This is a genomic window from Arthrobacter mobilis (genome assembly GCF_012395835.1).
GTDB lineage: Bacteria > Actinomycetota > Actinomycetes > Actinomycetales > Micrococcaceae > Crystallibacter > Crystallibacter mobilis.
Genome location: NZ_JAAZSQ010000001.1, coordinates 67399 through 87440 on the forward strand (window position 1 = coordinate 67399; position 20042 = coordinate 87440).

General features: G+C 69.1%; 21 protein-coding genes and 1 riboswitch. Of the genes, 10 read left to right on the forward strand and 11 right to left on the reverse strand.

The window, feature by feature from the left end; translation table 11 throughout:
- Positions 1-9 precede the first annotated feature (9 nt).
- Entirely contained in the window at positions 10-639 is a 630-nt protein-coding gene (locus HGG74_RS00330) for a trimeric intracellular cation channel family protein (protein WP_168484361.1), read from the forward strand.
- An 82-nt stretch (positions 640-721) separates the two neighbouring features.
- Here the strand turns inward: HGG74_RS00330 and HGG74_RS00335 are convergent, their stop codons facing one another.
- Together HGG74_RS00335 and HGG74_RS00340 are read right to left on the reverse strand one after the other, a co-directional pair.
- A complete protein-coding gene (locus tag HGG74_RS00335; protein WP_168484362.1) occupies positions 722-1174 on the reverse strand; it encodes a DUF6640 family protein in 453 nt (150 codons plus the stop codon).
- Positions 1175-1200: 26 nt separating this feature from the next.
- Positions 1201-1338 carry a hypothetical protein gene (locus tag HGG74_RS00340; protein ID WP_168484363.1) on the reverse strand — a complete coding sequence of 46 codons (138 nt, stop codon included), beginning with the start codon at positions 1336-1338 and terminating at the stop codon, positions 1201-1203.
- A 115-nt stretch (positions 1339-1453) separates the two neighbouring features.
- Between HGG74_RS00340 and HGG74_RS00345 the strand changes: the two genes are divergently transcribed.
- The 5 genes from HGG74_RS00345 (at position 1454) to HGG74_RS00365 (ending at position 5875) form a co-directional block, all read left to right on the forward strand.
- A complete protein-coding gene (locus HGG74_RS00345; RefSeq protein ID WP_168484364.1) occupies positions 1454-1849 on the forward strand; it encodes a hypothetical protein in 396 nt (131 codons plus the stop codon).
- Entirely contained in the window at positions 1831-2835 is a 1005-nt protein-coding gene (locus tag HGG74_RS00350; protein ID WP_312856675.1) for an Lrp/AsnC family transcriptional regulator, read from the forward strand. Before HGG74_RS00345 ends, HGG74_RS00350 begins: the two co-directional genes overlap by 19 nt.
- A gap of 213 nt (positions 2836-3048) precedes the next feature.
- Positions 3049-3813, forward strand: coding sequence for a DUF5058 family protein (locus tag HGG74_RS00355; RefSeq protein WP_168484365.1), 765 nt, complete (start codon positions 3049-3051; stop codon positions 3811-3813).
- A gap of 35 nt (positions 3814-3848) precedes the next feature.
- Positions 3849-4589 (forward strand): hypothetical protein, encoded by a 741-nt coding sequence (locus HGG74_RS00360; RefSeq protein ID WP_168484366.1) that lies wholly within the window; start codon positions 3849-3851, stop codon positions 4587-4589.
- Between the two features lie 35 nt (positions 4590-4624).
- Entirely contained in the window at positions 4625-5875 is a 1251-nt protein-coding gene (locus HGG74_RS00365; RefSeq protein WP_168484367.1) for an amidohydrolase, read from the forward strand.
- A gap of 77 nt (positions 5876-5952) precedes the next feature.
- On the opposite strand, the gene HGG74_RS00370 is transcribed toward HGG74_RS00365, so the two are convergent.
- The 5 genes from HGG74_RS00370 to HGG74_RS00390 form a co-directional block, all read right to left on the reverse strand.
- On the reverse strand, positions 5953-6459 hold the full coding sequence (locus tag HGG74_RS00370; RefSeq protein WP_168484368.1) for a DUF2231 domain-containing protein: 507 nt from the start codon (positions 6457-6459) through the stop codon (positions 5953-5955).
- A gap of 181 nt (positions 6460-6640) precedes the next feature.
- The gene (locus HGG74_RS00375; protein ID WP_168484369.1) at positions 6641-8305 is read right to left on the reverse strand and encodes an HNH endonuclease signature motif containing protein; all 1665 of its coding nucleotides are present in this window, start codon (positions 8303-8305) and stop codon (positions 6641-6643) included.
- A gap of 210 nt (positions 8306-8515) precedes the next feature.
- Positions 8516-8875 (reverse strand): hypothetical protein, encoded by a 360-nt coding sequence (locus tag HGG74_RS00380; RefSeq protein ID WP_168484370.1) that lies wholly within the window; start codon positions 8873-8875, stop codon positions 8516-8518.
- Positions 8876-8906: 31 nt separating this feature from the next.
- Positions 8907-9038: riboswitch (SAM riboswitch) on the reverse strand.
- A 136-nt stretch (positions 9039-9174) separates the two neighbouring features.
- Entirely contained in the window at positions 9175-10551 is a 1377-nt protein-coding gene (locus HGG74_RS00385) for an APC family permease (RefSeq protein WP_168484371.1), read from the reverse strand.
- Positions 10552-10564: 13 nt separating this feature from the next.
- Positions 10565-12223, reverse strand: a complete 1659-nt coding sequence (locus HGG74_RS00390) for an amidohydrolase (protein WP_168484372.1) — start codon at positions 12221-12223, stop codon at positions 10565-10567.
- A gap of 87 nt (positions 12224-12310) precedes the next feature.
- Between HGG74_RS00390 and HGG74_RS00395 the strand changes: the two genes are divergently transcribed.
- Together HGG74_RS00395 and HGG74_RS00400 are read left to right on the forward strand one after the other, a co-directional pair.
- A complete protein-coding gene (locus tag HGG74_RS00395; protein ID WP_168484373.1) occupies positions 12311-12985 on the forward strand; it encodes a TetR/AcrR family transcriptional regulator in 675 nt (224 codons plus the stop codon).
- A gap of 98 nt (positions 12986-13083) precedes the next feature.
- Positions 13084-14124, forward strand: a complete 1041-nt coding sequence (locus HGG74_RS00400; RefSeq protein ID WP_168484374.1) for a hypothetical protein — start codon at positions 13084-13086, stop codon at positions 14122-14124.
- Positions 14125-14148: 24 nt separating this feature from the next.
- Here the strand turns inward: HGG74_RS00400 and HGG74_RS00405 are convergent, their stop codons facing one another.
- Together HGG74_RS00405 and HGG74_RS00410 are read right to left on the reverse strand one after the other, a co-directional pair.
- Positions 14149-14499, reverse strand: a complete 351-nt coding sequence (locus HGG74_RS00405; RefSeq protein WP_168484375.1) for a nuclear transport factor 2 family protein — start codon at positions 14497-14499, stop codon at positions 14149-14151.
- Between the two features lie 55 nt (positions 14500-14554).
- On the reverse strand, positions 14555-15361 hold the full coding sequence (locus HGG74_RS00410) for an IclR family transcriptional regulator (RefSeq protein ID WP_168484376.1): 807 nt from the start codon (positions 15359-15361) through the stop codon (positions 14555-14557).
- 207 nt (positions 15362-15568) lie between these two features.
- Here HGG74_RS00410 and HGG74_RS00415 point away from each other — a divergent pair, with 207 nt between their 5' ends.
- Both HGG74_RS00415 and HGG74_RS22070 read left to right on the forward strand, forming a co-directional pair.
- A complete protein-coding gene (locus HGG74_RS00415; protein WP_168484377.1) occupies positions 15569-16387 on the forward strand; it encodes a maleate cis-trans isomerase family protein in 819 nt (272 codons plus the stop codon).
- A gap of 12 nt (positions 16388-16399) precedes the next feature.
- Positions 16400-17761: an SLC13 family permease gene (locus tag HGG74_RS22070; RefSeq protein ID WP_168484378.1), complete on the forward strand. Its 1362-nt coding sequence runs from the start codon at positions 16400-16402 to the stop codon at positions 17759-17761.
- A gap of 68 nt (positions 17762-17829) precedes the next feature.
- On the opposite strand, the gene HGG74_RS00425 is transcribed toward HGG74_RS22070, so the two are convergent.
- Positions 17830-18465: a flavin reductase family protein gene (locus HGG74_RS00425; RefSeq protein ID WP_168484379.1), complete on the reverse strand. Its 636-nt coding sequence runs from the start codon at positions 18463-18465 to the stop codon at positions 17830-17832.
- An 88-nt stretch (positions 18466-18553) separates the two neighbouring features.
- Positions 18554-20002 carry a MocR-like pyridoxine biosynthesis transcription factor PdxR gene (gene pdxR / locus HGG74_RS00430; RefSeq protein WP_168484380.1) on the reverse strand — a complete coding sequence of 483 codons (1449 nt, stop codon included), beginning with the start codon at positions 20000-20002 and terminating at the stop codon, positions 18554-18556.
- Positions 20003-20042 lie beyond the last annotated feature (40 nt).

Below are 20042 nucleotides of genomic sequence, written 5' to 3' on the forward strand. Positions count from 1 at the left end.
ACTGCGGCAATGAGTTTGGCCTTGGTGCTGGATCTTTTCGGGACGTTCTTCTTCGCCGTTTCCGGATCCCTGCTGGCGGCCCGCCGGCAGTTCGACATCGTGGGCTCGCTGTTCCTTGGCTCGGTGGCGGGCCTGGGCGGCGGGGTGATCCGCGACCTGGTCCTCGGCCAGGTGCCCAGCGCCTTCGACCGGCCGGTGTACCTCATCCCGCCGCTGGCCGCGGCGCTGGTGGTGTTTTTCCTGCTGGGCAGCGTCGAGCGCTTCCGCCGCCTGCTGCTGGTGTTCGACGCCGGCGGGCTGGCGCTGTTCTGCATCACCGGCACGGTCAAGGCCCTGGAGGCGGGCATGAACCCGGCCGCCTCGGCGCTGCTGGGGGTCACGACGGCGGTGGGCGGCGGCCTGCTGCGCGACGTTGTGGCCAACCGGGAACCGCAGCTGTTCAACCGGCGGGATCTCTACGCGGTGCCGGCCATGCTGGGCGCCGGCCTGGTCACCGTGCTGTGGCATGCCGGGATGTTCGGCACCGCGGCGGCCCTCGGCGTCGCCGCGGTGGTCTTCGGCCTGCGCGTGCTCTCGCTGCACTACGGCTGGCACATTCCGCGGGCTGCCGGCACCTGGCACGGCAGCCGGCGGGAATGACCGGCAAGAGGGCGCCGCGTCATCGGCCGGATTATCTCCAGTGTGTCCGCGGTGTGCGGCGTCGTGCTGATGCGCACCGGGCTCAACGCAGTCGATGGCGCCGGTCCACGGCAGCTGCCCGCCGCTCCAGGAGGTATCCGGACACCGAGAGCGCCAGCATGGTCCCGCTGCTGAAGCGCTCATTGATCCAGACGCCCTTGATCCGGGGAACAAGGTGCGGGAACTCCGCCTCGAGCCCCTTGGCGTTGGGAAAGGCGAAGCTGGCCCCCTGGGCCAGCCAGAAAAGCGCCGGCAGCAGAGCGCCCAGCAGGAGATCGCCGCCGGAATTGTCCGGTCCGCGCCGGTCCCGGCCCAGGAAGTACAGCCCTGCTCCGCCGAGCAGGGCGCCCAGGGCGATGGTCTGGGCATCATGGAACTTCGCGTGCGGCGGCCACGCCGGATTGAACAGGTGGGTACGGTTCCAATCCGCAGCGAAGCCCCCCGCCGCCGTCAGAACGGCGACCGAACGCAGCAGGGACCTCCCCGGCCGTTTCATCAGGCTTTACCCGCTCCCGTGGCCGTTCACGAGGTTTCCCCGGGTTGGTCGGGATTCCCGGTGTGCCGCTCCAGATCCTCGTCGATCTCGGCTCCCGGTTCGATCACGACACCGTCTTCACGCTGGTCGATCTGCGGGTCAAGCTCCGGCCGTTCCTCTGTCATGGCGGTTCCCTTCGCGTCCCATCCCGGCGGATCCGGTTGTGCTTCCCAGCGTAGAGGGCACCGCCGGCGGGAGGAACCCCGGGGCGGGGCGGGGCCACCACGCTAGACTGGAGCAATGCGCCGTCGTCTTGCTGCCCTGGCCCTTGCCCCGCTCGTCTCCGCCGTGCTGCTGGTTTCCGGCTGCGCGACGGTGGAACAGGCCGCCGAGAACGCGGCGAACGAGGCCGCCTCGGAGCTCACCCAGGCCGGCAAGGACGTTGCCAGCCAGGCCGCCGCGGACATCGCCAGGGCAGGCACCGAGGAACTGGTCCGCCAGATCTGCCGGCCGGTCAAGGACGGCGCCATCAGCGCCTCGGACCAGCAGCTGCTCTCCGGCCTGCTGGCCGGCGCCGAAGCCGCCGGCGTGCCCGCCGAGTTCACCACCCCGCTGAAGGCCGTGGCCCGGGAAAGCGACGAGGTCCCCGCAGACTCCGTCCGGGCCCTGCAGGACGCGTGCAGCAGCGCTGGCTGACGACGCGGCCGCAGTACCCCGGGGGCAACGTGCAGGAACTGGGGCCGCTGGAGAAGCAGATCGTCGCCGCGCTGCAGGTGGACCCGCGCGCCTCCTGGCGGAAAATCGCCGCGGTACTGCGCGAACCTGAGCGGACAGTGGCCCGCCGGGGCAGCGAACTGCTCGAATCCGGCATCGTCGGCGTGCTCGGGATCCGCCTGCGGCCGACGCCGGTGCTGGTGGAAATGCAATGCGCCCCCGGTACCTCCGCGGTGGCCGTCCAGGCACTCGCCCAGCGGCCGGACACCTCCTTCGTCTACACCGTCACCGGGACGGGGGACTGCCTGGCCGAAATCCTGACCGACCGGCAGCGGCTGCATACGGTACTGACCGATGAACTGCCCGGCATCGCCGGGCTTAAGCACGTGAACACCTATCCGGTGCTGCGGTACTTCAAGACGCTGCGGGCCTGGCAGCCCGGGCCGCTCTCCGACGAACAGCGCAGCGCGCTGCGCCCCGTCCCGCTGGCGGATCCGGCGATCCTCGACGACTACCCGCAGCTGAGCACCACGGACGAGCAGATCGTCGACGCCCTCTGCCAGGACGGCCGGATGCCCTTCGAGGCCGTCGCCCGGCGGGTGGGCGTCTCCGAGGCGACGGTGCGGCGGCGTACCGACTGGCTGCTGGAGACCAACTACCTGAACCTGCGCGCGCTCGTGGAACCGGCGGCGCTGGGCCTGCCGGTCGAGGCCCTGCTGTGGATCAAGACCACCCCGGCGCAGCTGGAGGATCTGGGCCGGCGGCTGGCGGAGCAGCCGCAGACCCGCTACGTGGCGGCGATAACGGGGGACTACCAGATCCTCGCGGACGTCACGGTGGCCAACAACCGGGCCCTGTACGACTTCACCACCAGCAGCACCTGGGCCGGCGACGTGGCCCAGATCAGTGTGTCCCTGCTGCTGGACGCCCGCAAGCGCGGCGGACGGCTCAAGCCCGCCAGCTACTGACCACGTTTCCGCGCTGTTTCGCTGTTACCGCCGCGTTTCCGGGACGACGCTTTGCGCCAGCAGTGCCGCCGTACAGGGGGCGTGCTGACGGAATGCAGCAGAATCTTGGCTGATTCCGTCAGATATTGCCTGCATGGGGCGCAAACCTTCAGAGTGGACTGTGACCGACGTCTCACGATGTCACCCTCGACCCGCTGTAGCCGAAGGACTCCCATGCCACTCACCCTTTCCCGGGCAGTCTCCGCCGCCGGAGACTCCACGGATGTGCTCGCCGCAGCCAACCTGCCCGTGCTCTGGATCTGCGCCGCCGGCGTCTTCGCCGTGATCATCGTCCAGTCCGTGATCTACATGAAGGCCGCCCGCAAGGCAGCCCCGGCCGCCGGGATCACGTCGGCCGAAATCGGCATCTCCTTCCGCTCCGGTGCGGTGGCCGCCATCGGCCCCTCCCTCGCCGTCGTCATGGTGGCCATCGCCCTGCTGGCCGTCTTCGGCACCCCGGCCGTGCTGGTCCGCATCGGCCTGATCGGCTCCGCCGCCTACGAGACCGGCGCCGCCAGCATTGCCGCCGGTACCGCCGGGGCCGAGCTCGGCGGACCGAGCTACACGCAGAACATCTTCGCCATCGCCTTCTTCGCCATGAGCATGGGCGGAGCCATGTGGATGCTTGCCACCCTGCTGCTCACCCCGCTGATGAAGCGCGGCGGCACCAAGCTGGCCAAGGTCAACCCCGTGGCCATGGCGATCGTCCCCGGCGCAGCCCTGCTGGGTGCCTTCATGGCCCTGGGCATCGCCGAGGTGCCCAAGTCCATGGTTCACGTCTATGCGCTGGCCACCTCCGCCGCGGTCATGGGCCTGTGCGCCTTCGTCGGACGCAACCCGAAGCACACCTGGCTGCGCGAATGGGGCCTGGGCTTCGCCATCGTCGCCGGCCTGGTGGTGGCCTTCATGGCCCACACCGCCGCCGCCCCCGCCGCCTGATCCGCCTGCCGGAACGCACCCCTAAGGAACGCACCATGTCTGTCAGCACCTCTGTTTCCGCTACCGGCACGGCAGCCGGGTCCGAGCAGCAGCTCGCCGAATTCGACCGCACCACCTCCCGCTGGGGCCGGGCGACCATGCTCGCCGGCCTGGCCATCTCCATGGCCGGGCCGCTGTACCTGATCTTCTTCACCGGCCTGGACATCAGCGCAGGCCAGCTGTGGACCGCCTTCGCCGCAGTGGCTGCGGTGTTCGCGATCATCTGGATCGTCGAACCGGTCACCTACTTCCCGATCCTGGGTCCGGCCGCCATGTACCAGGCATTCATGATCGGCAACATCTCCAGCAAGCTCCTGCCCTCCGCCCTGGTCGCGCAGAACCGGATCGGCGCCCAGCCCGGCACCCGCCGCGGCGACTTCGCCGCCGTCGCCGCCATCTGCGGCGCAGCCGCCATCCACCTGCTGTCGCTGACGGTGTTCGTCGGCATCCTCGGCACCTGGCTGATCAGCATGATCCCGCCCCAGATCATCGACGTGGCCCGGCTGTACATCCTGCCCTCGGTCATGGGCGCGGTCATCGTGCAGTCCATCCTGACCATCAAGCAGCCGCGAATCACCCTGATCGCCGTCGCCATGGCCGTGCTGGTCCAGTTCGTCCTGCTGCCGCTGGCGCCGGGCATCGCCTTCCTGACCACCGGCATCGCCGTGATCGCGACCATTGCGGTCTCGTGGCTGGCCCGGGACCGCAAGGCCGCCACCGCGGCCGCAGCCAAGTAAGACCCCGCACGGAACCGACAGGAGAGACCGATACGATGACCCTCAACGCCCTCACCGACCTCGAGGCGGCCACCCGGCCGGTGCTGACCGACCAGCTGCGCGCCGGACTGCACGAGCTCTACAAGCACCTGCACGCGCACCCGGAGCTGTCCATGCAGGAGCACAACACCGCGGAGCTGATCGAAGAGCACCTGACCGGCCTGGGGATCGAGAACTTCCGCTGCGGCGGAACCGGCGTGGTGGGGGTGCTGCGCAACGGCGAGGGTCCCGTGGTCGGTTTCCGCGCCGACACCGACGCCCTGCCGATCCTGGAAGACACCGGCCTGGAATATGCCAGCACCGACACCGGCATCCTGCCGGACGGCACCGAGGTCCCGGTCATGCACGGCTGCGGCCACGACACCCACACCTCGGTGCTGCTGACCGTCGCCCGCATGTTCGTCGAAAACCCCGGCGCCTGGGCCGGCACCCTGGTGCTGATCTTCCAGCCCGGCGAGGAAACCGGCGCCGGTGCCGCGGCCATGGTGGCCGACGGGCTCTGGGACCGTGCCCCGAAGCCGGAAATCGTCTACGGCCAGCACGTGATGCCCGGCCTCGCCGGCACCGCGTCCCTGTCCGTGGGCACCGCCATGGCCATGGCCGATTCGCTCAAGGTCACCGTCCACGGCCGGCAGTCCCACGGCTCCCAGCCGCAGGACGCCATCGACCCGCTGGTCCTCGGCGCGCACATGGTGGTCCGGCTGCAGACCATCGTCTCGCGCGAACTGGACCCGCGGCAGGCTGCCGTCGTCACCGTGGGAACCTTCCACGGCGGGCTGAAGGAAAACATTATTCCGGCATCCGCCGAGTTCACGCTGAACATCCGCACCTTCGACGACGACGTCCGGGCCCGCGTGCTCGCCGCCGTGCGGCGCATCATCGCGGCCGAGGCCGCCGCCTCCGGCGCCCCGGATCCGGAGATCGAGGAGCTCTACACCTTCCCCGCCTGCTACAACGAGCCGGCCGAGGCCGAGGCCGTGGCCGAGGTGCTGCGCGCCGCGCTGGGGGAGGAGGCCGTCTCCGTGGTGCCGCCGGTGATGGGCAGCGAGGACTTCGGCCACCTCGCCGCGGCCATCGGCGTGCCCGCCGTGTACTGGTGCTTCGGCGGACATTCCGCCGAGGTGCTCGACGGCGAGGGGCCCGTGCCGGTGAACCACTCGCCGTTCTTCGCCCCCGTCATGGAGCCCACCCTCACCACCGGGGTCAACGCCGCCGTGGCAGCGCTGATGGCGCGGCTGGGCCGCTGACGCTGCTTCGCCGGTGCGCCGCAGGGACTTCCCTGCGGCGCACCGGCGTTTAACCGGCGGCTCACCGGAGAAACCGCCTACCGGGTGAAGCCCTCGCGCTGGGTCTGCTCGTCGGCCACCCGCACCCCGTAGCGGTAGGCCAGCTCCCCGCCGAGATAGCCCGATACCCCGAGCAGCGCCAGGGCGACGAGGCTGATGATGAACCCGGCGATGCTGATCTCGTCGAAACCTGCGCCGGAGCGGACCAGGAAACCGGCCACGAACAAGGCGGTCACCGCCAGATTGAGCGCCATGTGGGTCAGTCCCGTCTTGTGGGCCCTGGTGCCGCGCTCCAGCTGCGAGAAGTCGAGGAAGCCGAAGACGGCAGCGGCCAGGGCACCGATGATGCCGATGCCGATCAGCCACAGCGCGCCGCGTTCGAAGACGGCCACCTCGCCGGTGAAGATGGCCACCAGGTCGAAGACCAGGCTGGCGATCCAGGCGCCGAGGGGGATGGGGATCAGCATCGCATGGAAGGGGTGGCCGTAGGGGCCGGCCAGGGCGGTCCGGGGCCGCTTGGCGCGCTGCAGGGATGACTCGTTCATTGGTATTCCCCTTTCACTCGGTGCCGGCGGAGTGCCCCGTTGCCCCACATGCTTCCACCTGGGCCGGGGCCTGTCACGGGCGGATTGTTGCCGCGGGTACTTATGGCGGCAGATAGGGCGACGGCGTCCGGGCGGCACCGGCTCGGACCGGGCGGCGTGCGCTTCACCGGACGGGACGTACCTAGCCTGGCGGATTGGGCCGGGGCGGCGGCTGTGGTACCGGGAGGGGATCCTGGCTGGTCTCCGCGGGAACCTCAGGCGCTGGCAGTGTGCCACCGGTTGCCTCGCAGGCTACGTGCAGTTCGGCGGACGCAGGCAGGCCGGCGTCCCGGTACCTGTTCCGCAGGGGTTTTCGCTCCGGGTCGACGTAGGCAGGCGGAATAACCCAGGGGACGCCGTCCCGCATGACGATCTGCCAGTCACCTTCGTGGATCAGGTGGTGGTGGAACGGGCAGAGCAGGCAGCCATTGCCCGTGCAGGTACGGCCACCCTTTTCCCACCATTTGGCGTGGTGGGCCTCGGTCCACATGGCCGGGACCGGGCAGGCGGGGAAGATGCAGCCACCGTCGCGGGCGACCAGGGCCCGGCGCATGGCCGGGGTGAACAGCCGCTGGGCGCGTCCGACGTCGAGCACTTCGCCCCTGCCGCCGAGGACCACCGGAATGAGGTCCGCGTCGCAGGCGATCTTCCGGACGGTCTTGGCGCTGACGAGGCCGCCGAAGACGGCCTGGCCGGTCCCACCGAGCTGCTTCTCCAGGTCCTCGTAGCCGATGGTGATCATGACCTGCGGGCGGTGGCCGCCCGTGGCCGGGAGTTTGTCCGCGGCCAGGGCGATCCGGCAGGCGCCGACCAGGCCGTCGAGCAGTTTCTGGGCGCGGGTGGGCTCGGCCGGCACCGGCAGTAGATTGCCGGCTGCATCCACGGCGACGGCGGCGCGGGCTTCCCGGGCCCCGGTTCCAGCCGGCAGCTCTTCCGCACCGGTGCCGCCCCCGCCCGCATTGTCCTCCTGGCCGCCGCTTTCGCCTCCGGTTTCCGGGGAGAACGTGTGGCGCAGCCGCGGATTGGCCGCGGTATTCATGACCGTGACCAGGTATTCGTACTGCTCGTCCGTGGCCGCGATTTCCAGCCGGTGCAGTCCGTTCCGTTTTCCCCGGATGAATACGCCTTGCCTGGCCCGGAGCAATTCCTCGCTGGGTTCCTTGCCGTCCGGGTCCAGGCCTGTTTCCCAGCGCTTGATCACCGTACGGAGGATGTCCACGTCGGCCTCGGCGGCCTGCAAGGTCAGCATCTGTTCCATGGCCTGCAGGTCCCCGGTCTGGGCCACAGGCCGGACCCGCTCGACGGCGTCACGGATGAGCGTGGCTGCCTGCCCGCCGACGTGCCCTCCGGCCAGCGCCGCGCCAAGCTGCGGCAGCCTGGCCGGTGCCTCTTCTCCGCTCATCAGGGTGGCGGGCAGGGTGCTCTCGCCCAGCCGCAGCCGCCGCCGCGCCTCGCCGAGGCTGATCTTCAGGCGCTTGCGCAGGTACTCGGCGGTGTCCCTGAACTCGGTCTGCCTGCGCCTGCCGTTGTCCTCATGATCTTCGGCCGGATCGGCCCAGGTGAAGCGGCGGCCGGTTTCACCTACGGCGGCGATGTTCTGCTTTTCCAAGGCGTGTGCGCCAATGACCTGCAATTGGTCTACCGTCGTCGACAGTTCTTCCACTGCGGCCACGGTATCTGCCAATTCCCGGATGGAAAGCAGCAGGCAGTCCTTCCGGAAATGTTCGCTGAATTCCTGCAATTCGCGCCGCAACGAACGGAGGAAGTCTGCTGCTTCCTGCGACGGTTCGTACGGGGCGACGGCCATGCAGTTATTCTATCGATCATATGTTCTAATGTCAGCAAATATTTTCCCTTGTGTAGGAATAGTGGCGTGGGAAATACGCAGCAATAGCCGAGGAGGAATTCCGGAATTCGCCCGGATATTGATGGGGAAATACGTTTCATGGGAGCATACCGGCAGCAGCAGGGGCCGGCTTCATGGCGAAGCCGGCCCTGCGCAGAAGCCTGAGCCCGGTCAGCCGGTGCAGGGCCGGACTTGCTCCAGCCCGGCGAGGTTGAAGACGAGGCTGCCGTGGTTGCTCGCCACGGACAGCGCCCGGAACTCCGGGCTCCAGATCCCCTCGCCGTCCTGTCCTTGGAAGATCTCCACGAGCCGGGCAGCCCTGTGGTGCCAGAACAGCCGCGGTTCGCCCTGGGCAGCGAACTGGACGAGGCCAAGCTCCGGTTCAACATGGACGTCGACCGGCAGTCGGGACTCGTCCCGCAGGGCCTTCTGAGCCTGGATCCAGTGGACCTGGTGTCCGGGTCGGAAGGTGGAGCAACCGGAGGACTGTCCGAAGATCAGGTGGTGCGGGATGGCGTTGTTGCTGGGCATGCCAGCTCCCTTCGTCACGGCCCGGCGCGGCGGGCCACTCTTGCCCGGACCGGCTGGCCGCGGGCCGCTTCGTCATCCGAACCACCCGTGAGTCTGGGGTTGGTGTGTGCCGTGTCGGAGCATTGCCGCCGCGGTGCGCGGAGGCCGGCCACATCTCGTGAAGCTGTCTAGGAGCTTAGCAGCGGGCCCGGACAGTTTCCGGCAATGCGCGCGGGGCCGCAACACGCAGCCGCAACACAAAAGGGTGCCGGCAGCGGCCCGAAGCCGCTGCCGGCACCCCGGCACCTCACCTATTCCGCCTACGCCTCGCTGAAGGTCAGCTTCGGCGGCGCCTTTCTGAAACCCTTGGTCCGGAACGCCAGGAACAGCAGCCCGGCGGCCATCCACACCAGGCCGACCGTGAACGAGGACGGCGCCAGGGAAGTCCAGAGCCAGATGGTCAGGCCGAAGCCGACCAGCGGCAGCAGCAGGAACTTGACCAGGTCCGCTCCCGAGCGGCGCCGCTGGTCGACGACGAAGTGCTTGACCACCGAGAGGTTCACCATCGAGAACGCGAAGAGCGCACCGAAGCTGATCATCGAGGCCGCCGTCTCCAGCGTCATGACCAGGCACAGCAGGGAGATGGCGGACACCGCCAGCGCCGCCGCCATCGGCGTCCCGAACTTTGGGTGGAGCCTGCCGAAGATCTGCGGCAGCAGCCCGTCCCGGCCCATTGCGTAGATGATGCGGGTGACGCTGACCTGGCTGGTCATGCCGGAGCCGATGCAGCCGGCCACGTAGATGGCCACGAAGAGCGAGGTCAGCAGGGTGCCGCCCACGTGGGCCATGAGTTCGACGCCGGCCGAGTCCAGGTTGGTGAAGTTCTGCCAGTCCGGGAAGACCAGGGCGCCGACCCAGGCGACGAGGATGAAGATCAGGCCGCCGAAGACGGTGGCCAGCACGATGGCGCGCGGGACGTTGCGCCGGGCATCCTTGGCGTCCTCGGCCAGGGTGGACACGGCGTCGAAGCCCAGGAAGGAGAGCGCGAGCACCGCGGCGCCGGCGAAGATCGGGCCGTAGCCGTCGGCGAAGGAGAAGGGCTCCAGCAGCGACGGCGCCCCGGCCGAGGCCAGCTGGTTCACCGACAGCGCCACGAACACCACGATCAGGACCATCGAGACCGCCACGATGGCCCCGCTGAACTTGCCCACGAAGTTGATCCCTAGGGCGTTCATGACCAGCACCAGCAGCAGGCCGGCGAGGGAGAAGACCCAGGCGGGCACGGACGGGAACTGCGTGTTCATGTAGATGCCGATCAGCAAGAAGTTGATCATCGGCAGGAACAGGTAGTCCAGCATGAGCGTCCAGCCGGTCATGAAGCCGACATGCCCGCCGAAGGTCTGCTGGGTGTAGGAATAGGCCGAACCGGCTGCCGGCACCGCCTGGGACATCCGGGCGTAGCTGACGGCGGTGAAGATCATCGTGGCCAGCGCCACCACGTAGGCGGCCGCCAGATGGCCGCCGGTCATGTCGGTGACCAGGCCGTAGGTGGTGAACACGGTCACCGGCGCCATGTAGGTCAGGCCGAACAGGACCAGGACCCAGAGGCCGAGCACGCGCTTGAGCTGCGGCGGCTGGCTGGCCGCCGCGGCGGGGGCGGGGCCGGTGGTGCCGGCAGGGGTGGGGTTCAGGGACATCGTCGTCTTTCTGTTACCGGGCGGCCAGCGGCCGCGGCGAGGAGATGGGGGAGGAGCTGTGCTGCCAGGTGGGGCGGCCGGCGAGCCAGGTGCCGCGGATTTCGACGGCGGAGAGCTCGCCTGCCGGGACGGTGCGCGGATCCTGCGCGAGCCAGACCAGGTCCGCGCTCATGCCCGGCCGCAGGGCGCCCCAGCGGTCCTCGGCGAAGGCCTGCCAGGCCACGCCGGAGGTGTAGGCGGCGAGCGCGGTTTCGACGTCGATCCGCTCGTTCGGCAGCCAGCCGCCGTCGGGGGCGTGGTCGGGAGTCTGCCGGGTCACGGCCGTCGCCAGTCCGGGCACCGGATGGTGTCCGGTGACCGGCCAGTCGCTGCCGAAGGAGACCTGGACGCCGGCGCGGGTCAGCGAGGCGATCGGGTACTGCAGTTCCGCGCGCTTCTCGCCCAGCCGGGGGATGGTCAGCAGGCGCATGACGTCGTCGGCGCAGGCCCAGAGCGGTTCGAAGTTGGCCACGACGCCCAGCTCGGCGAAGCGGGGGATGTCGGCCGGGTCGATGACCTGCAGGTGGGCGATCACCGGGCGGCGGTCGCGTGCGCCGTTGCGCCGCTGCACCTCCTCGAGCCCGTCCAGGGCCATGCGCACCGCGGCGTCGCCGATGGCGTGCAGGTGCAGCTGGAAGCCCAGCCGGTCGAAGGTCGCCATCGCGTCATGCAGCTCGTCCGTGGCCCAGTTCGGCAGGCCCGAGTCGTCCGGGGCGTCCGTGTAGGGGGAGAGCATGCAGGCGGTGCGGCTTTCGATAATGCCGTCGAGGAAGAACTTCACCGTGCCGGCGGTCAGCAGCGGGCTGTCCAGTTCGGCAACCTGGCGGCGGGCGGCCTCGAACGCCTCCGGCTGGTCCCGCCAGGTGACCGGATCGGCGCGGAAGGCCAGGTTGATCCGGGCATTCAGGCGGCCCTGCGCCGCGGCGGTCAGGTACGCCTCGACGTTGTCCGGCTCCACCCAGGCGTCCTGGATCCAGGTCAGCCCGGCCGCGGCGTATTTCGCGGTGGCGGTCTGCAGCGCGGAGACCCGCTGCTCCAGGCTGAAGCCGGGCGTCACGGCCAGCACCAGGTCGATTGCCCCCGGCTCCATCAGCGTGCCCAGCGGGGAGCCGTCTGCCCGGCGGACAATCCGGCCCAGCGCCGGTTCCGGCGTTTCGGCGTCGATGCCGGCGGCGGCCAGCGCCGCTGAGTTCACCCAGATGGTGTGGTAGTCCCAGGAGCGCAGCAGTACCGGCCTCTCCGGCACCGCGGCATCCAGCCACGCGGCGTCGAACAGTCCGTCCGGGGCCAGCGTGGCGTCGTAGCTGGCGCCGATGATCCACTCGGCGTCGGGGTTTTCCTGCGCCCAGGCCCGGACGGACTCGACGATCTGCTCCACCGAGTGGCAGGAACGGATCTGCGGGCCGAGGTCCTCCAGCCCGCCGAAGAGCGGGTGGGCGTGGCCGTCGGCGAAGGACGGCGAGAGGTAGCCGCCGTCCAGATCCACCGTTTCGTCCGCCTCGGCCAGCAGTGTCAGGGCGGCCTCGCCCACGGCGACGATCTCGCCGTCGGCGACCGCGAGCGCCGTCGGCCCCTCCTGCCCGGTGGCAGGATCGGCGGCGATGGTGCCGGAATGGAAGATGGTCAAGGTCATGGAAGCTCCGATAAATTTAAGGTAATTAAATTTGCTGCAGGAAACTCTATGGTGTGATGGAGGCAACACGCAAGAGGGAGGCGAAAAATGCCAGCAGCGCTGCGCCGCCGGGCCGGCCGGCCGAGTGAGGGGGTACTGACCCGCGAGCTGATCCTGGTGACCGCCCTGAAGGTGCTGAACCGGCTGGGGCCGGACAAATTCACCCTGGCCGCGCTCGCCGACGAACTCGGGGTCAAGACTCCGGCGCTGTACCACCACGTGGGCGGCAAGAGTGACATCCTGGCCGGGATGCGCGAGTACGTGACGCAGGGGATCGATACCTCCGCGTTCGGTGTGCTGCCGTGGCCCGAGGCCGTCATGTCCTGGGCGCGGTCCTACCGTAGCGCGTTCGCCGCGCACCCGTATGCGATTGCGCTGCTGGCCACCCTGCCGGTCACCGGGGCGGAGCAGACGCTGCAGATGTACGAGCGGACCGCGCGCGGGTTCCGCGGGGCCGGCTGGCCCGAGGAGGACGTGGTCAACACCATCGTGGCGCTGGAGAACTTCATCCTCGGCTCCGCGCTGGATGCCGTGGCGCCGGAGGACATGTTCGACACCGGCGGTTTCGCTGACCAGGTGCCGGTGTTCGACGCCGCCGTGCGGGTCCGGCATTCGGCGGCCGGCACTGCCGGGTCGGCCGCGGAACAGGCCTTCGAACTCGGGCTGGCCGCGATGGTCGAGGGGCTGGAGGCCCGGCGGAAGGCGCTGGCGGCGGGAGAGTAGGCGGCCCCGGCCGCGGCAGCGGGTCAGGATTTCCCAAGACCGGACTGGTCCCATAGGTACAGACGCGAAATACCTGACCAGCAAAAGGGGATGGGCGTATGTTCCAGCATCTGTCCAGCACTGCCCTGTGCATGGCGCCGGCAGCAACAGGACAGCCGGCGGCCACCACGGGCTGGCCGCCGGCCGCTGCGTACACCGTTGACAGTCCGTTCCGGAAGGAACGTACGGCGCTCCGGCAGCTGCGCCGGCCGCCGTTCGCGCCCACCGACGTCGGACTGCTGGATACCCGCTCCTACCCGCAGGGACCCGCGATGGTCCCGGAGGCTCCGCACTGGTGCACCGCACAGCAGCTGGCAGCCTCGCTCCGCCGGCTCCTGCAGACCCGCGGAGGCGTGGCCATGGACCACAGGCTGCAGGTGTTCAGGGACCTGGATGTCTCCACCGTCGTCCAGGAGCCGGTATTGCGGGCGGCACTCACCTCGCTCGCGGGGACTCCGGGGCAGGGGAGCATTGCCGCCATCCGCCGGGGAGTCTTCCGGAAGGTCTGTTTTGGCAGGACACCGGAGCCAAGCGCCGTCGCCCAGGTGGTCACCGACGGCCGCGGCCGTCCGATGATTGTGGTCAACGAGCGGTACCGTTTCGAAAACTTCCGCCTGCTCGGGGTGGCCCTGGCCCATGAGACTCTGCACCAGGGGCCGGAGGTGGTCGTTGCCGAGGAGGTGATTGCCTCGGCGCTCGTATCGGCTTTGTACGGGCGGCTGGTGCTGGAGGATCCGAAGCTGGCGGCGAGCCGCACGGAACTTTCCCGGCGGCTGAACACGGGGCTGGTTGCCCTGCTGAACACCAGGGACGGCCGCGGGAACCAGCGCCTGACCACCTCCACCGGCAACGTCCTGCCAGGGAGCATGGTGCCGCTGAGCAGCTTCGGCGAGGCCTTCCTGGGGCCCGGCTCCGCCCCGGCCGGCTCGCCGGGGAATGCCAATCTGGCCTTCTTCCTGAACAGCATCCTGGCCGGAAAGTCCCGCTACCCGGATTTCAACGGCGCGACGGTGAAGAAGCTGGACCGGAGGCAGTCATGGGCCTCGGCCGCCGAACGCCTGCGCCTGGCCCGGATCCTCCGGCTGGACACGGGCAGCTGAACCGGCGGCTTGTGGCCCCGCCTGTCAGTCCAGGTTGACCTGGAAGGTTTCGAGCCGGCTGATCTTGTGGCCGGTGAAGGTAAAGACGTCGCTGAACACGAAGTTCAGCGTCCCGCCCTCGCGCCGGTCGGCCTGCCCGCTGCCGACGGCGACCACGGTGTCGCCCTCCTCGATCAGCTGGTCGATGGTCAGCGTGGGCTTGCCGGTGAAGGCGGCGTTCTCGATCTCCTTGTCGAACGCGTCCTTGCCGGTCAGCGTGGTGTAGCCGTGCAGCACCCAGACCACGTCCTCGGTCAGGCAGGAGAGGATCAGCTCATGGTCGCCGCGCCGGAACCCTTCGATGTAGGCTTCGACGACGTCTTTGCGGGGGGACATGCGGCAATCCTAGCCGCCCGGGTTGTTCCGGTCAGCAGCAGCGGCGGCTTTCGGCTTATTTCGTCCGGCGCGCATGTTCCAGCGCGGCCGCGTGGGCGTCGTAGCCCAGGGCTGTGCTGGCTTCGTAGGCGGCCTGGGCCACCCTCGGGCCGAGGCGCTGCACGTCCGCGGGCCGTACGCGCTGGGTGGGGAAGCCCAGGCCCAGGGCGCCGGCCAGGTTCCCCTTGTGGTCGAACACCGGGGCGCTGATCGAGCCGACGTCTTCGTGGCGTTCACCGAAGGCCGCGAAGTAGCCCTGGGCCCTGGCTTCCTCGATCTGGGCATCAAGCTGTGCCAAAGTGCTGGGCGTAAAGTTGGTGAAGGCCGGAAGCTCCGAGCCTTCGAGGACTTTCCGCGCCTCCGGGTCGAAGGCCAGGAAGATCTTTCCCGGGGCGCCGGCATGGATCGGCATGACCTGTCCGACCATGAAGGGCCGCATTACCACGTGGCGGGTTTCGGCCACGGCGACAATCGTCCGGAAGGCGCCGTCCCGGACGTAGAAGCAGGCGCTCTCCCCGGTCTCGTCCCGCAGCTGCTGCAGGATGGGCTTGACCAGCCGGGCCACATCCAGCCCCACCGTTCCCGGCGCCGCCCAGCGGACCAGGCCGATGCCGATGCGGTACCTGTCGCCGTCGCGGTCCAGGAACCCTTCCCGGACCATGTTCTGCACCAGCCGCTGGCAGGTGCTGGACGGCAGCCCGGTCTTGCGGATGATCTGCTGCAAGGTCGGATCCGGTGCCTCGATGGAAAAGCAGTTGAGGATTTCCGTGACCTTGTGCAGGACCAGGATCGGTGCTGCCCCACTGCTGTTTTCGGCCGTCACGGCGCTGCCCCTGCCTTTCGATTCCACTCTGAGTGCGTCGCTAGTTTAGCCATTGCCCGTCCCTGCCACCGGGCGGCCTGCCAGCGGCCGCCGCATGTGATCCAGTTGACATGCTACCGGAGAAACCCGCATTATGGGTGGCGATCCCACAAAGTGGGTTTTGAACTTCAGTAGTGACGGCACCGTCACACGCCCGTGGAGAGATTGATGAGCACCCCTGAACTTGCATGCGAAACCGCCCCTGTCCGGAAGCCGGAAGGCCTGTCCAGGATCGGCCTGATCGTTCCCAGCTCGAACACCACCATGGAGACCGAGCTGCCCGAGCTGTTCCGCCGCCAGTCCGAGGCCACCGGCCACCGCTACACCTTCCATTCGGCGCGGGCCGGCATGAAGAACGTGAACAAGGAAGAACTGCTGGCCATGGTGGGCAAGGCCGCGGACTGCGCGGCGGCCGTCTCGGATGCCGACGTCGACGCCATCGCCTACGCCTGCCTGGTGGCAGTCATGGCGCAGGGCCCGAACGCCCACGTGGACTCCGAAGCCGTGATCGCGAAGGCAGCCGAGGACAACGGCCACCCGGCAGCGGTCACCAGCAGCGCCGGCGCTCTGGTCCGGACCCTGCAGGAAATGGGCGTCCGCCGGATTGCCATGGTCACCCCATACATGAAGCCGCTGACCCAGATGGTCCGCGAATACATCGAAGGCGCCGGCATCGAGGTCCTCGACGCCGTCAGCCTCGAGGTCGCCGACAATCTCGCCGTCGGCTGCCTGGACCCGCAGAACCTGCCGGAAATCGCCCGGAACCTGCAGCGCGAAGGGGCCGAGGCAATCGTCCTGTCCGCCTGCGTGCAGATGCCCTCGCTGCCGGCCGTCCAGGCCGTCGAGGACGAGCTGGGTCTGCCGGTCATCACCGCCGCGACTGCCACGGCCTACGAAATCCTGAAGTCGCTCGACCACGAACCGTCCATCCCCGGCGCCGGCAGCCTGCTGGCCGGTGCCGGCAGCAAGCTGCCCACCCGGATCTAAAGGGGTGCCGTTGTGTCGCTTTCCCTCATCGCTTTCATCGTCCTCATCGCGGCCTTCGCGATAGGCTCCTTCACCCGGATCAACGCCGGGCTCATGGCCACGGTGGCGGCCTTCGGCGTCGGAACCCTGGTCGCGGGGATGCCGATCAAGGAGGTCATCGGGCAGTTCCCCGCCGGACTGTTCTTCATCCTCGTCGGCGCGACCCTGCTCTTCGCGATCGTTCGGATCAATGGCACGATCGACCTGCTGGCCTACTGGGCTGAACGGCTGGCCGGGAACCGGAAATTCCTGGTGCCCGTGCTGATGTTCCTGCTCACGGCCGCCCTGGCCTCGGCCGGTGCCTTCACCCCGGCCGCCATCGCGATCGTGGCCCCCGTGGCCCTGGCCCTGGGAACCCGGTTCGGCATCAGCACCCTGGCCATGGGCCTGGTGATCGTCCAGGGCGCCAACGCCGGTGCGTTCTCGCCGGTGAACCCGTTCGGCGTGCTGGCGAACGTCATGCTCGACGACGCCGGTGCCTCGCAGGATTCGTTGAAGCTGTACGTGTACTGCTTTGTTTTCAACGCGGTGCTCGCCATCGTCGCCTACGTCCTGGTCCAAGCCATCATGAAGCGGCGGGCAGCGCGGCAGGAGGGGACCAAAACCGGTCCTGCGGGGACGGCCCCCTCCCTGGGCGGCGCCGGCGTGCCCCACACCGGCGGCGGCACCGCGACGGCGGTGGCCACGGCACCGGCGCCGCCCGCCACCGTGGTCAAGACGGCGCCGGAGAAGGTCGCCGTCACGCCGATCCGGCTGCTGACCCTGGCAGGTCTGGGCGCGCTCCTGGTCCTGACCACCGTTGCGGGCCTGGATGTCGGCGTGGCGTCCCTGGTCATCGCCCTGGCCCTGATCATCGTCGATCCCGGCGTGCAGAAGCCCGCCGTGGAGAGCATGCCCTGGTCGGCCATCATCCTGGTCACCGGCATCGTCACTTATGTGGGCATGCTCGAGGCGATGGGCGCGCTGGAAGAACTGCAGGCCGGCATCGCGAGCCTGGGCAACAGCTCCGTGGCCGCCCTGATCACCAGCTACGTCGTCGGTATCGTCTCCGCCTTTGCCTCCACCACCGGGACCCTGGGCGTGATCAGCCCGATCGTCACCCCGATCGCCATGGATCCGCTGCTGACGCCCATCGGCGTCGTGACCGCCATCGCCATCAGCTCCTCCGTGGTGGACGTCAGCCCGATGTCCACCAGCGGCGCCCTGCTCATGGCCAGCGCGCAGCCGAAGGACGAGCGCCTGTTCTTCCGGGCGCTGCTGCTCTGGGCGATCGCCATGATCGGCATCGTTCCGCTGCTCGTCTGGTTCGTCTTCGTCCAGCTGGGCATCGGCTAAGCGCCGGGAACTTAATGCGGAGAAAGCGGGTGTCCGGACAATCTGTCCGGACACCCGCTTTCTTTGTCCTAGGAGTCCTGCTCGCCGGTCTTCGGCTTGAACGGGCCCGGCCAGTCGGCCTGCCGGATGCGCTGGAGCTCATGGATGTCGCCCAGCGTGGCCCACTCATCCAGGCCCAGCCGCGACAGCGGCTCCAGTTGGTCGATGCGCGGGTGGCTGCCGTCCAGCACCTCCGTGGCGACGGCGGCATGGGTGACGACGCCGAACACCAGGGTGCAGTCGCCCATGGCCAGCGTCTGGTGGAGCCTGCACTCCAGCGCCACGGGGGATTCCTTCACCCGCGGCGGCTTCACTGTGGCACTGGGCTCACGGGTCAGCCCGGCGGCGTCGAACTCGCTCACGTGCGGCGGGAAGTTCGTCCCCGTCGCGTTGACCTCCTCGATCAGGCCGGCCGGAGCCAGGTTCACTACGAACTCGCCCGTGGCCACGATATTGCGCAGGGAGTCCTTTTCGCCCACGGAGGTGAACTGCACGATCGGTGGATTCACCGAGGACACGGTGAAGAACGAGTGCGGCGCCAGGTTGTCCACGCCGTCGGCGGAGGTGCTCGAGACCCAGGCGATGGGGCGGGGCACGACGACGGCGGTCAGCAGCCGGTAGAAGTCGCGGGAGGGGAGTTCTTCGGGACTGAAATCCGTACGCATACGTCCACCCTAGCCCTGTGCGGCGATGGCCCGCCCCGGGAAGGGGGCGGGCCAGTCTCCGTCGATGTCGCCATTGGACACCCGGTGGCTAACCGGTGTTGAGGACGGTGGCGATCTCCTGCAGGGCGAGCCGCAGCTGCAGGTCGGTCGGAGCGCCATAGCCGAACACGATGCCGTTCCGCCGTGGCTGGGTGCCGGGGTGGTAGTAGGTCCCGAGTGGGGCGACCTGGATGCCGCGTTCGGCGAGGAGCGTGACGATGTGTTCGGCGGGTTTCCCGTCCTCCCAGGAGAGGGCGGCGTGCAGGCCGCCCTCGATCGCGTCCAGCCGGATGTGCGGGGCGAGGTTGGCGGTAGCGGCGATGACGAGGGAACGCCGGTGTGCGTACTCCCGCCCGACGCGGACCAGATGACGACGCAGGCCGCCATTGCGCAGAAACTCTGCGAGGGCCGTCTGGATGAGACCGGACACGGGCTGCCCGAGGGTCTTGCGGACATCGAGGACCCGTGCGCGCAGACCGGGGTCCGGGATCACGAGGTAGCCGCAGCGCAGCCAGGGGGTGAGTGTCTTGGAGTAGCTGCCGATCAGCGCGACCTGGTGCCCGCCGTCGAGGGAGGCGATGGCGGGCAGCGATGGTGCGCCGTGCCGGAACTCGCTGTCGTAGTCGTCCTCGAGGATGATTGCGCCCGTGTCGTTCGCCCATGCGAGCATTGCCAGACGTGCCGCGACCGGCAGCCTGCCACCCAGTGGGTACTGGTGGCTCGGGGTGAGCAGCACTGCGGCGAACGGTCCCGGTTCCCGGGCGAGCGCGTCCGGGTCCATGCCGCCGTCTTTGACCGGGATCGGGACCGGGGTTGCTCCGAGGTGGGTGATCACCTTTCGCGCCGTGGGATAGCCGGGGTTCTCGGTTGCGATACGCGCACCTGCCGGACCTTCCGCGCGCAGGCCGTGAAGCAGCAGTCCGAGGCCGTCGCTGGTGCCGGCGGTCACCACGATGTCGCCGGCACTGCACTGCACGCCTCGGGCGGCGCGCAGATGATCGGCGATCAGCGAACGCAGACCCTCATCGCCCGCAGGCGCCGGCGGAAGGGAGGGCATCTCGCGTTTGACCGCGTTGCGCCAGGCCGCCACCCAGTCGCGATTCGTCTGAAAGCTGGTCGACGGGCTCCCCGGCGACAGATTGATCATCTCGGAAGCGCGGTCAGGCGGGGAAGCATTGTGGTCCCTCCGTGCCCGCTTCGGCTGGACAGGTGCGGGCTGCGCTCCGGTGGCGGGGAGGTCGTCCGCCACGAAGGTGCCGGAGCCTGGCACGCTGACGACGTACCCTTCCCCGGCCAGGTCCTCGTACACCGAGACGGCGGTGCCGCGTGAGACCCCCATCGCCGCCGCAAGGGCCCGGGTTGAGGGCAGCGGATCGCGTGCGGCCACCTGCCCCGACAGCAGCGCGGCCCGCAACTGTTCAGTCAGATGTTCGCGCGCGGTGTGCCCGGGTCGCCGCGCGGTCTGGAGCACGAGGTTCATCGGGAACGCATGGCGCATATCCTCATCTTACTGGTCTAACTTTTTGGTCTTTTTCCGG